Raw genomic sequence first — 12,324 nt, 5'->3', positions numbered from 1 at the left:
CTTCGTGAGATTTTTTTTATAATTTAATTTTCAAGCGAATTACAGACCTTTTTTAGCAAGGTAATCGATCAAGTCTACAACACGGTTAGAATAACCTGTTTCATTATCATACCAAGATAATACTTTTACCATGTTTCCTTCCATGACCATTGTAGAAAGAGCATCAATCGTAGAAGAAGATGGGTTTCCATTATAGTCACCAGATACTAGTGGAAGTTCACTGTATTCCAGGATTCCTTTTAGTTCGCCTTCAGATGCTTTTTTGAATGCTGCGTTTACTTCTTCAGCGGTTACGTCTTTTTCAAGTTCAGCAACTAAATCCACTACTGAAACGTTCGGTGTAGGAACACGCATAGCCATACCATTCAATTTCCCTTTTAACTCAGGAAGAACAAGTGCTACAGCTTTAGCTGCACCCGTAGTTGTCGGAATGATATTTTCAGCAGCCGCACGAGCACGACGGTAGTCTTTATGAGGTAAATCAAGAATTTGTTGATCATTTGTGTATGAGTGAACAGTCGTCATCATTCCACGTTTGATACCAAATTGCTCTTGAAGGACTTTAGCGAAAGGAGCTAAGCAGTTAGTCGTACAAGATGCATTTGAAATGACATGATGGTTTGCTGCATCGTATTTGTCTTCATTTACACCCATTACGATTGTAATATCTTCGTCAGATGCAGGAGCGGAGATGATTACTTTTTTCGCACCAGCTTCTAAATGTTTAGCTGCATCAGCACGTTTTGTGAAACGGCCAGTTGACTCAACAACAACTTCTACGCCAAGTTCTCCCCATCCTAATTGTGCTGGATCGCGCTCAGCCAATACTTTAACTTTATGTCCATCAACTACTAAGAAATCCCCATCAACTGTAACTTTTTCTTGTAGTGAACCATGAATTGAGTCATATTGCAGAAGGTGTGCCAACATATTAGCGTCAGTTAAATCGTTAATCGCTACGATGTCTACCTCTGGATTTTTTAATGCTGCACGGAATACGTTACGTCCAATACGTCCAAAACCATTAATACCTACTTTTACTGTCATGAAAAATTCCTCCTCTTAAGTTCGAAAATATTTTATTTAAGGGTATGATATCCCTGAATTAACTCTAATGCTGCCGCTTCATCCGTAATTAAAACCGTCGATGAAGGAGCGCCTTTCATATAGGAACGGATTGCCTTTACTTTAGTCTTCCCGCCAGCAACAGTTATCACTCGCTTTTCAGGGCTAAGGTCTTCTAATTGAATGCCAACGGTCAAAACTTTATGGACAACAGTTCCATTTTCATCGTAATAATAACCAAATGCTTCACCTACAGCATTTCCATCAATCAGCTTTTTTAACATATCTGATGACGTATTTCTTCTCTTAGCCATCGCTAGAGCGTCACCTATACCATGGATAATCATATCGGCAGATTTGATTTTCGTGATGACTTCTTTCATCGCAGGTTCCTTCATGATAGAAGTATAGGACTCATCGCTCAATTGATCGGGAACATACAGTACCCGGTAAGATGCACGAGCTTTATGGGCCATCTTTTCCACGATCGTATTCGCCTGGATTTGCGTGGCTTCACCTAGTCCACCTCGGGCTGGAACAAATGTCAACTGCATCGATGCTTCATCTGGCGATAGTGAATTAGCTACTTCAGCCATTGTCGATCCGCCAGTAACGGCTATGGTATTCTTCGTTTTCCATTCCCGTTTCATCCGGATTGCGCAGGCTTTTCCTAACTCTTTTTTCACCCAAGGAGACTCTTCACAGTTCCCTGAAACGATGATGACTTCGTCAACTTGCAACATTTCCTGCAATTGCCGCTCCATTAGGTCTATACCCATTACCTCTCGCATTATTCCTTCCAATTTTTCCAGGACTTCAATCCCTTCTTCAGAAAGCATCATGCCAGAACTAAATATATTGATAAGGTTCTGACCTTTTAGAAAGTCAATTTCACTTCTAAGGATCCGCTCAGTCAAATTAAGGCTCACAGCCAAACTTCGCCTTCCCACGGGCTGTAACATTTTGATATGACGCAGGATATCATACCTTTTTTGCATAACCGTAAGGAAATCAGGCAATAATTTTCTTTGTACCTCGAGTAGTGTGCGCATGGTTAAATCTCCTAAAAGATCTATATGGACATATTATGTCCCACATAGTCATTTTGTGTCCCGCTTAAAATAAAAAAATATTCCTGCTACAAAACTTATAATAGCAGGAAAAGAATGTTTCTTCAAACAATTTGATAGATTATTTTACCAAAACACTTCTAAGCGTTGATATATCAACGTTTCCATACTGAATAATTCTTCCACCCATTTCAATGACTGGAATCATCAGCCCGTACTTTTCAACTAAAACATCATCAGAATGAATATCAATTTCTTTATATGTTAACTCAGATTCCTTTTTTAATTCTTCCAGAATCTGTTTCGCCTTTACACACAGCGGGCACTGTACCCTGCTGTACAAAATCAAAGTGTCCTTTTCCATCATACTCATCCTTTTCAATCATACCTTTTTCGTTTAGATGAAGCGGGAATGCCCAATTGTTCCCGATATTTGGCTACCGTTCGCCGAGCCAAAATGATTCCCTTCTCCTCTTTTAACCATACAACTAAGTCTTGATCGGAGAGCGGCTTCTGTTTATTTTCATTTTGGATGGCAACCTGCAGATTTTTTTTCGCCTGCATCCCTGAGATATCCTCCACATGGCCAACCGATTGCAATGAAGTGGTAAAAAATATTCGCATTTCCAATGTACCAAATGAAGTTTGTACATACTTCCCTTTCACAGCCCGGCTCACAGTGGACTCATGGATGCCGAGTTCGTCCGCTATTTCTTTCATCGTCATCGGCTTTAAATAATGTAAACCATGAAGAAAACAGAAAGGCTGCTTTTCGACAATTGTTTGCATAACCTTTAAAATGGTTTCCTTACGTTGTTGTATCCCCTTTGAAATCCACTGGAACTCCTGCCACTTGTCCTGAATAAAACGTTGCACCCCATGGTCTTTATAACTCTTCATCTGGTTCATATACCCTTTATCCACATGAAGATTGGGCGAATTCCCTTCATAATTCCCTACCAGCAGAGTTCCGTTGACTACTTCGACAACTACATCCGGTACGATATAGGAGGGCTTTTCCTGAAAAAAGAGGGAGCCGGGCCTTGGGTTCAATGTCTGGACATAATCAAGCACTTGCTGAATTTCTTTCAGTGAAACACCAATCTTTTTACTCAAATCCTTCCAGCGTTTTTCGACAAACTCAGGAAAATAATTTTCAAGGATACATTCCGCTAATCGATTCACCCCTTCTGCTTTCACCTGAAGAAGAAGGCATTCTTGCAGATTCCTTGCCGCAAGACCATGTGGTTCTACCTGTTGTAATACGTCTAAACTTTCTTTTAAAATGGTAGAAGACATGCCAGGTTCACAAATATCATCCAAATCGATTCGTAAATACCCATTTTCATCAAGATTATGGATCAGGAACAACATCGCTTTTTGATGTTCAGCGGATACATGCTGGTGATTTACTTGTGACATGATATGCTGTTCAAGCGAGAGCGTATCTTCACCACTCAATTGTTCGATCCAATCATTCGAATCATACGTATTTTTTATATGTTGTTTCCCTTTTTTACGATCGTAGGTAGGTTGAAATAAGGCAGAAACTGGTTGTTCCAGGGATATTAGTGGGTTTTCCTCCATTTTATTTTCTAAAAAGGCGGTAAGCTCTTGTGTCGAATACTGCAACAACGTAATAGCCTGCATTAATTCCTGGGTCATAGCCATTTTTAATGTTTGCTGTTGAAAAAGACCTGCGTTCATGTTCATGCTCATTGATCCATCCCTCCCCATTCCATTTTACATGATTAGGAGATAATACTACACTAAAAACTGAAAACGCTTACTCAATAGAATGTTCTTATTTATACACTATATGCTCAGGCAGAGCCCTTAACGACTACTTATATGGGAACCAAATTATTCAATATCGGGAGATTCAAAAAGAAATTGAGGTTATCTTCAAGTAAAAAAAATCTCCTACTATATGCAGGAGATTGCAGTTTCCGACAAAAGAGTGTCGGAATGTTTTCATTCTTATTATTTATCTGCTTGCTTCTTTTTCAAATATTCCGCACGCAATTTTTCAAGATGTTGCTTTTTATCAAATTTGGCCGGCTTCTGTTTTTCATGAAACTTTGTCACAGCTACCTGGCTTTTGTAATCCAATTGATATTTCCCCACTTTGTTCACCTACTTTTCTTGTCTTTAAAGAAAATCCATTCATTACATATACTATACCTTATTTTACTGATATAAACCGGATTACTTTATTGGTGTAATGCTAACCTGCTATATAAGCATTCCTTTAAAGCATCGTAATAAAAAAAGCCCCCACGCTATGAAAAGCGTAGGGACAGTAAACAGTAATGCCCTCGGCAGGAATCGAACCTGCATTTCAAGCTTCGGAGGCTTGCGTTCTATCCGTTGCACTACGAGGGCGGAATAGGAAGTCGATTAATCGAGCTTAAAGTATTTTTTCAACAGACTCCATTATATGATATAAACCGTTTGTTTGCAAGAGCATTCACGTTTAAAACATCGAAATATGGGTAGTATGGATAAAGTGGAAATTCATCCCTGGACGGCATAAATCAAATTAAATATAAGTTGAAAGGAGCATTCATTGTAAATTGTCGAACGAATAATCAAATATAGGGTTTGTTTTGTTTGACCTTAATTGACCAAAAAGTGTATCATACATACATAAAGAAATTTAAATGATTCTCTCAATCGAAGGAGGAAATGAACATGAATTTAATTCCTACAGTTATCGAACAAACAAGTCGTGGGGAGCGTGCCTACGATATCTACTCTCGTCTTTTAAAAGACCGGATCATCATGCTTGGAAGTGCAATCGACGACAATGTATCCAATTCTATTGTTGCTCAATTACTATTCTTAGAAGCTGAAAATCCTGAAAAAGACATTACACTTTACATTAACAGCCCAGGTGGAAGCATCACTTCCGGTATGGCGATTTATGATACGATGCAATATATCAAGCCTAATGTCTCTACTGTATGTATCGGTATGGCTGCTTCAATGGGTGCATTCCTATTGGCTGCTGGTGAGAAGGGCAAACGTTTTGCACTTCCTAACAGTGAAGTCATGATTCACCAACCACTTGGAGGCGCTCAAGGTCAAGCAACAGAAATTGAAATTGCAGCCCGTCGTATCCTTCACTTGAAAGATAAATTGAACCAAATTTTAGCGGAACGTACTGGTCAACCGCTAGAAGTCCTTCAAAGAGATACAGAACGTGATAACTTCATGACTTCTGAAAGAGCTCTTGAATACGGCTTAATTGACAAAGTCATCACGCGTAGCCACCTTGACGAAAAGAAAGAATCTTAATGATAAAACGAACGGACTCATTCATTTGAGTCCGTTTTTCTATATCAAAAAAGGGATGCTACTTTAGGCATCCCCATTTTTTATCCTTCTTGCTGTACGAATTCTTCCAACGCTTCAATTGCTTCCTGTTCGTCGCGCCCGTCTACGATAAGCTTGATGGATACACCAGAACTAACAGCTAGGCTCATCAAACCCATAATACTTTTGGCATTCACTTTTTTTCCGTCTTTTTCAAGGAAAACGTCTGATTGAAAACGATTAGCCTCTTGAACGAAAAGAGCTGCCGGGCGGGCTTGTAAACCTGTCTTTAGTTTTACTTCTATTTGTTTTTCCACCATCTTGATCTCTCCATTACACCTTATTTTTTCGCAGAAATAGCTTCTCCCCCACGGAGTCTATCAGCTATTTCATCAATTTTTCGTAGCCTGTGATTAATGCCTGATTTACTAATAGTTCCTCCAGAAACCATTTCACCCAGTTCCTTCAGAGTAATATCTTGATATGCAATCCGCAGTTCGGCTATTTCCCGCAACTTATCCGGTAAAATACTTAGTCCTACTGTATCTTCGATATAATGGATATTCTCGACCTGTCGCAGTGAAGCTCCAATCGTTTTATTCAGATTGGCAGTTTCACAATTTACAAGCCGATTGACGGAGTTACGCATATCCCGCACAATTCGTACATCCTCGAACCTTAGTAATGCTGAATGCGCTCCCACAATGCTTAAAAACTCGGCAATTTTCTCGGCTTCTTTTAAATAAATGATATATCCTTTTTTTCTTTCAAGCGTCTTCGCCTTCAAGTCAAACTTATTCATCAATTCACATAAGGCATCGTTATGCTCCTTATAAAGCGAGAAAATCTCGAGGTGATAGGAAGACGTTTCCGGATTATTGACCGAACCTCCTGCGAGGAAGGCACCTCTTATATATGAACGCTTGCAACATTTCTTCCCCACTATATTATCGGATATAGCATGAAGAATTTCAAAGCCTTCTCCCAAAATTTCTAAATCGGTTAAAATCCGCTGGCCGCCTGCTGACATCCTTACGATATACACATTATTCTTTTTGAGTTTCATCTTTTTACGAACGAGTAGCTCGACCTGGACTTCATAGCTTTTTTTCAGGAGCATATATATCCGTCTAGCGATCGCTGCATTTTCCGTCTGAATATCCACAACAAGCTTACGGTTGGAAAATGAAAGGGATCCGTTCATCCGAATAAGGGCACATAATTCGGCTTTCACGCAGCAATCCTTACCTTCCAATGTAGTCAATTCTTTCTTTGTTTCTGAAGCAAAAGACATTCATTTCACCCCCCAATCGAACATAGGTCATCTATTTTTTAGTCAAAAGACAGTCTCCACCTATATTTAAGGAGCTATATGACTTTCGTGTATAAGCATGTTATATAGTAAATCCGCTACCTTTTTCGTGTCATGGCGGATGACATCATCCTCATAGCTGAAAATGTGCCCCTGTATGATTTCTAGGCCCATTCTCTTTAAACTCTCGACATCATACACAACCGGCTTAGCATATTCCGCTTGATAACGTTCCTGAATTCCGATTGGTATGGCTTCCGCATTGACAAGAATCCGATCTATGTAGGCATTTCCCATATGATCATATATTGCTTTTATATGGTCGCTCGCACTATAATCCAGTGTTTCCCCTGCTTGGGTCATTAAGTTGCAGATATACACCTTCTTTGCTTTGGAGCGGGCTATTTCTTTCCCAATACCTGGTACAAGTAAATTCGGAAGGATGCTCGTGTATAAACTTCCTGGCCCGATGACAATAAGGTCGGCTTGCTTGATGGCCTGGATCGTTTCACTGAGCGGCTTTATTTGTTGAGGAGACAGAAATACTCTTTTTATTTTCTTTCCTGACAAGGGGATTTTCGATTCTCCCGTTACAATCGTACCATCTTCCATTTCAGCATGAAGGACCACACTTTGGTTCGCAGCAGGAAGGACTTTACCACGGACATTCAGGAATTTACTCATTTCCTGGATGGCATGGACAAAGTCCCCCGTCAATGAGGTCATGGCCGCAAGGATTAAATTCCCCAACGAATGACCGGACAATTCATTTTTACTTTGGAAACGATGCTGAAACATTTGCTCGACAAGAGGTTCTACATCCGAAAGTGCAGCCAGGACATTACGGATGTCACCTGGGGCAGGGATATGCATATCCTCCCTGAGGCGGCCAGAGCTACCGCCATCATCGGCAACTGTCACAATAGCCGTTATATCTACTGGATACTTCTTCAACCCCCTCAGTAGGACTGGAAGGCCCGTTCCCCCTCCAATGATTACCACTCTAGGTTGTCTCTCTTTATCTGGCATCTATTTTCCCCTTACTCTTTTCGATATCACGATGGGACACATGAACCGTATAGCTCTTTTGGAAATAATTCGAAATGTATTCGGTCAAGGCAACGGAACGGTGCTGACCTCCCGTACATCCGATTGCGATTACCAGCTGCGCTTTTCCTTCACGCTTATAGTATGGAAGCATGAAGCTAAGCAGATCCGTCAACTTTTCCAGGAACTTTTGTGTCTCGCTCCATTTTAAAACGTAACTTGATACTTCCTCATCCAAGCCGGTCTTTGGTCTCATTTGATCAATATAGTATGGGTTAGGTAGAAAACGCACGTCAAACACAAGGTCAGCATCAATTGGCAATCCATGTTTGAAGCCGAAAGACATGACATTCACAGAAAATCCAACCTGTTTATTCTTCGAAAACTCCGTGGCGATTTTTTCTCTTAATTCCCTTGGTTTCAGCTTGGACGTATTAAAGATCAACTGAGCCCTTCCTTTTAATTCATCCAAAAGCTCACGTTCCAATTTAATGCCTTCTAATGGCCGATCCAATGGAGCCAACGGATGGGTTCTCCTCGTCTCTTTATAGCGACGGACCAATGCTTCATCATCCGCCTCAAGAAAGAGGATCCTAGGCGATACCCATGAGGTCTCCGTTAAGTTATCCAAGGCAAGAAATAAGGAATCGAAAAACTCCCTACCCCTTAAGTCCATGACTAGGGCTACTTTATTCATCTTATTTCCGGAGTCCTTCATTAACTCCAAGAACTTTGGTAATAAAGCGGGCGGCAAATTATCGACGCAAAAAAATCCGAGGTCCTCAAAACTTTGAACTGCCACCGTCTTTCCCGCTCCTGACATTCCGGTTATGACGACCAATTGCGTATCATTTATCTGCCCAACACTCATGTTTTCGCCCCCTTGATTAGTTATCTTCTTTTTATAAAATAAGGATTAACCTGGATCAAGTCGATAGGAAAGTAGCTTGAATTCCGGTGTATAGGTAAAGGTGCCGTAGATCACTCCACTTCCTTGAACCATATAATCTAGAATATGATAATCCCCTTCGGCCATGTCCAGTTTCTTAATATCTTCAATAGGGTGCCAAAAAAGCTCCCCTTCTTCACAAACATCCACATTGACACCATCGGAATCGGTCGCAAAAAAGGTAAACATCATCCATTCGGACAACACTTTGTCTCCATCCTTCATAATAAAGGTGAAAATCCCTTTAATGGTCGGGTTTTTCAAGTAAACGCCCGTCTCTTCACGATATTCCCTGATACAGGCATCCCGGACTGATTCTCCTGGCTCCATCTTGCCTCCGGGAGCAACCCACCAACCACGTCTTGGTTTTTTTAACAAAAGGATTTGGTTGTCCTTTACTAATACACAGTTTGTGACACGTTGCACTGTTCTTCACCTCAAATTGGCCTATGCTCGACTATAGAAACTTCCCCTCTGATTCCTGAAGAGAGTCCGTTGTTATTCTTAAACCACCGCTAGACATCCATTTGGCGATTTACAAATGCTTTATAGTACAAACAAGCTGAATTTTACATTTTACCTCTATGATTAAACTATGTGTAGTATATCTTATCATTATACTATTTTTGAAATAAGCTAACAATAAATGAAACTTCCTGGTTTGGTTGAATATTCATTCCTACACTTGATTTCCTACTCACTCTCCGGGTTTCCCTCTTTATTCCAGACAAAAAAAGACACAGATTTCTCTGTGCCCAACGTTTATATAATAAAGGGGGTCAATACTACCCTTACTATACCCAATCTTTATTGCATGGATGTTACAGCCTCGTTAAAACCCAATGACGAAGTGTAAATTTTTGTATAAGCCGTTACGCTTTAATTTGTAACTTCTCTTTTAGTTCTTCCACATAGTGCTGAACGGATTGCGCAGCAATACTACCATCGCCTGTAGCCGTTACGATTTGGCGCAATGTTTTTTCACGAACGTCTCCAGCCGCAAAAATGCCAGGAACCCGTGTTTGCATCACGTCATTCGTTTCGATATAACCTGTCGCATTTAAAATGCCTAAGTCCTCAAAAGGCTTCGTTAAAGGAAGCATGCCGATATAGATGAATACACCATCTGCCTTCAGCTCTTTTTCTTCTCCGGTAGCCGTGGAAACTAATGTGACACTACCGACTTTTCCACCGTCTTCATTGATTTGTTTCAAGGTGTGATTCCAGATGAAATCGATTTTTTCATTAGCAAACGCACGGTCTTGAAGGATTTTCTGTGCACGAAGCTCGTCACGTCTATGAACGATCGTCACTTTAGAAGCGAAGCGAGTTAAGTAGACCCCTTCTTCAACCGCAGAGTCTCCTCCACCGATGACGAACAGTTCTTTCTCTTTAAAGAAAGCCCCATCACAAACCGCACAATAAGATACACCTCGGCCACCTAGTTCTTTTTCACCTGGTACGCCGATTTTCTTGTATTCCGCTCCTGAAGAAATGATGATGGAACGGGCCTTGAATTCCTTAGAGCCAGCTTTGATGGTTTTGTACTCTTCTCCATCAATGATTTCCTTAACGTCTCCGTAAGCATACTCTGCCCCGAATTTTTTAGCATGGTCAAACATTTTTGTTGAAAGCTCAGGTCCAAGGATGGTGTCGAATCCTGGGTAGTTTTCGACTTCCTCCGTGTTGGCCATCTGGCCACCTGGCACTCCGCGTTCTAACATCAATGTTGAAAGGTTCGCCCGTGATGTATAGACAGCAGCCGTCATCCCTGCAGGACCAGCTCCGATAATCACAACGTCATAAATTTTTTCAGACATAATCTCACTCCTCCATATTCCATAACAAATGGAACATTCACTGCCGTTAGTGTTCCCTACCTATTATCCTATATAACAAATAATTTTTCGTCCAAGTATTTGCTCATTCCAAAAGGTTTTGAACAAGTTTTACATACTTCGATAAAGTGGAAACCGAAATGAAGTACTTATCCGCGATGGCCTGTTTACTCGTCTTTTCGTTTTTAAGTTTATTCCATACATATTCGACCGCAGCGGCCCAGCCTGCTGGATTGTTAAGCTTTTGCTCTTTATGAGACGCCTCGACGAAGACAGAAAACCACATTAAATAGAGGCCGGCCTCATTTAATTGGATAGGCTGGAAGTGCTGATATAATAATTCGGCCGTCCGATCGGCAAAACCAATCGCTGTTTGTTGACGGTCTTTATTAGGTTCCTGAACCAAATCGGCATAATCCTTTTCCCATTCAGTGAAGTTCTGCTTCATGGTGAACACCTGGTTTTTTAAAAGCTTCTGCTTATGCACGGAATGCTTTAATAGGAAAATAGCAAACAATCTTTCTTCGATAAATTCACTCTCAAGCCGTTTTATAATGGAAGGAAGATGATGTTCAAATCCTTCTGAGGTAGCATTCATATCTCCCCAAGGCTCCATGCCCTCTTTTTCCGGATTCATCTCCACGACCCTTTTCCACGCTTTTCTGGCCGCTTGTTCATGTCCAAGGTGATAAGCCGATATCGTCAGCCAATAGTAGAACGTACCGTCACCTTCGAACCCTTGCTTCTGTAGCGCATTCAACCATTTATATGCAGAGGCATAGTTTCCGATTAACGCAAAGGTAGCGCCAAGTTTGAAGCGATGTTCAGATAACATGGGACGAATCTTTTCGAGCATCGAGACAAGTTCCTCCACATGTTCATCATCCTGCTGATAATGGTGAAAAACGACAAGGTTACAAAGCGCATGCAGGTTTCCTGGGCTTTTATCCAGCACCTCATCCAATGTGCTGAAAGCTTCCTCTACCTGACCGAGGTAAAAATAGGCGAGTGCTAGATTATTGTATGCTGACCAATAATCCTCGTATTCGGCAATCGTTTCTTTTAACACTTCGATCGCTCTAGGAAAGTCGCCTGCTTCCAGATATTCTCGGGCTTTTTCCTGTTTCGCAATAAGGCCATCATGCTTAAATGGGTTTTCCCCTGAATCATCGGACTCAAAGGTAATTAGTTCAAGAAGATCCTCAGCATCGTCGCTGAACTCCCCGTCTTCCTCTTTATCAAGGTACGCACTCGCGTGGCGATACGCTTCCTTGAACATGCCTAGATGGGCATAATTATTGGCTAGGAAGTAATGGCATTCCGACATATAAGGATCCATTACATCCAAGATATTTTCTAGAAGGTTATTGGAATAATTGTATTCGCCGATTTCTGAACAGGTAATCGCCAATTGACAGGCTATCATCGGTTCAGCGGGCTCAAGTTCCAGGGCACGTTCCAAGTATTTTTTTGATTTAGGTAATTCATGTCTATGATATGCTTTTAAACCCTTGGTGAAGTAATACTCACCAGTTGGGTGAAAGGTTAGAATCTTTGCCTGTTGGCTATATTTAGAGTCTTTACTCATGTAATCCTCCATCTACAAGTTGATTAACTATAGTATTATATCATATGGAAGGATTTTTGCCGAACGATTCAAGAATATGGAAATGAGTCTTCCTCCTTTTTTCTCATTCTGGTAGATGGTCAGTTATAAAAAAACAC

12 protein-coding genes, 1 tRNA gene and 1 pseudogene are annotated in these 12,324 nt (G+C 40.9%); 1 reads left to right on the top strand and 13 read right to left on the bottom strand.

What is annotated here, in order from left to right; all coding sequences use genetic code 11:
- Positions 1–39 precede the first annotated feature (39 nt).
- The 6 genes from gap to ACIQXN_RS05035 form a co-directional block, all read right to left on the bottom strand.
- The gene (gap, locus tag ACIQXN_RS05060) at positions 40–1,047 is read right to left on the bottom strand and encodes a type I glyceraldehyde-3-phosphate dehydrogenase (protein WP_402962536.1); all 1,008 of its coding nucleotides are present in this window, start codon (positions 1,045–1,047) and stop codon (positions 40–42) included.
- 32 nt (positions 1,048–1,079) lie between these two features.
- Positions 1,080–2,117: a sugar-binding transcriptional regulator gene (locus ACIQXN_RS05055; protein ID WP_402962533.1), complete on the bottom strand. Its 1,038-nt coding sequence runs from the start codon at positions 2,115–2,117 to the stop codon at positions 1,080–1,082.
- A gap of 139 nt (positions 2,118–2,256) precedes the next feature.
- Entirely contained in the window at positions 2,257–2,499 is a 243-nt protein-coding gene (locus tag ACIQXN_RS05050) for a glutaredoxin family protein (protein WP_402962530.1), read from the bottom strand.
- Positions 2,500–2,513: 14 nt separating this feature from the next.
- Positions 2,514–3,854, bottom strand: a complete 1,341-nt coding sequence (gene rpoN / locus ACIQXN_RS05045; RefSeq protein WP_402962527.1) for an RNA polymerase factor sigma-54 — start codon at positions 3,852–3,854, stop codon at positions 2,514–2,516.
- Between the two features lie 264 nt (positions 3,855–4,118).
- Positions 4,119–4,262: a hypothetical protein gene (locus ACIQXN_RS05040; protein ID WP_402962524.1), complete on the bottom strand. Its 144-nt coding sequence runs from the start codon at positions 4,260–4,262 to the stop codon at positions 4,119–4,121.
- A 186-nt stretch (positions 4,263–4,448) separates the two neighbouring features.
- A tRNA-Arg gene (locus ACIQXN_RS05035) sits at positions 4,449–4,520 on the bottom strand.
- A 300-nt stretch (positions 4,521–4,820) separates the two neighbouring features.
- Here ACIQXN_RS05035 and clpP point away from each other — a divergent pair.
- Positions 4,821–5,435 (top strand): annotated as a pseudogene (clpP, locus tag ACIQXN_RS05030) (ATP-dependent Clp endopeptidase proteolytic subunit ClpP); the annotation flags it as partial.
- Positions 5,436–5,515: 80 nt separating this feature from the next.
- On the opposite strand, the gene ACIQXN_RS05025 reads toward clpP, so the two are convergent.
- The 7 genes from ACIQXN_RS05025 to ACIQXN_RS04995 form a co-directional block, all read right to left on the bottom strand.
- Positions 5,516–5,773 carry an HPr family phosphocarrier protein gene (locus ACIQXN_RS05025; RefSeq protein WP_402962521.1) on the bottom strand — a complete coding sequence of 86 codons (258 nt, stop codon included), beginning with the start codon at positions 5,771–5,773 and terminating at the stop codon, positions 5,516–5,518.
- 20 nt (positions 5,774–5,793) lie between these two features.
- The gene (whiA, locus tag ACIQXN_RS05020) at positions 5,794–6,747 is read right to left on the bottom strand and encodes a DNA-binding protein WhiA (RefSeq protein ID WP_402962518.1); all 954 of its coding nucleotides are present in this window, start codon (positions 6,745–6,747) and stop codon (positions 5,794–5,796) included.
- Positions 6,748–6,813: 66 nt separating this feature from the next.
- Positions 6,814–7,794: a gluconeogenesis factor YvcK family protein gene (locus tag ACIQXN_RS05015; RefSeq protein WP_402962515.1), complete on the bottom strand. Its 981-nt coding sequence runs from the start codon at positions 7,792–7,794 to the stop codon at positions 6,814–6,816.
- Complete coding sequence (gene rapZ / locus ACIQXN_RS05010) at positions 7,784–8,683, bottom strand: RNase adapter RapZ (RefSeq protein ID WP_402962513.1); 900 nt, start codon at positions 8,681–8,683, stop codon at positions 7,784–7,786. The genes ACIQXN_RS05015 and rapZ overlap by 11 nt, the downstream gene beginning before the upstream one ends.
- Before the next feature lie 45 nt (positions 8,684–8,728).
- Positions 8,729–9,187, bottom strand: a complete 459-nt coding sequence (locus tag ACIQXN_RS05005; protein ID WP_402962510.1) for an NUDIX hydrolase — start codon at positions 9,185–9,187, stop codon at positions 8,729–8,731.
- Between the two features lie 446 nt (positions 9,188–9,633).
- Complete coding sequence (trxB, locus tag ACIQXN_RS05000) at positions 9,634–10,584, bottom strand: thioredoxin-disulfide reductase (RefSeq protein ID WP_402963344.1); 951 nt, start codon at positions 10,582–10,584, stop codon at positions 9,634–9,636.
- Between the two features lie 100 nt (positions 10,585–10,684).
- Positions 10,685–12,187: a tetratricopeptide repeat protein gene (locus ACIQXN_RS04995; RefSeq protein ID WP_402962507.1), complete on the bottom strand. Its 1,503-nt coding sequence runs from the start codon at positions 12,185–12,187 to the stop codon at positions 10,685–10,687.
- Positions 12,188–12,324: the final 137 nt, after the last annotated feature.

It is taken from the genome of Peribacillus sp. NPDC097295, from assembly GCF_044761665.1.
Lineage (GTDB): Bacteria > Bacillota > Bacilli > Bacillales > DSM-1321 > Peribacillus.
This window is presented reverse-complemented; position numbering and strand designations above follow the sequence as displayed.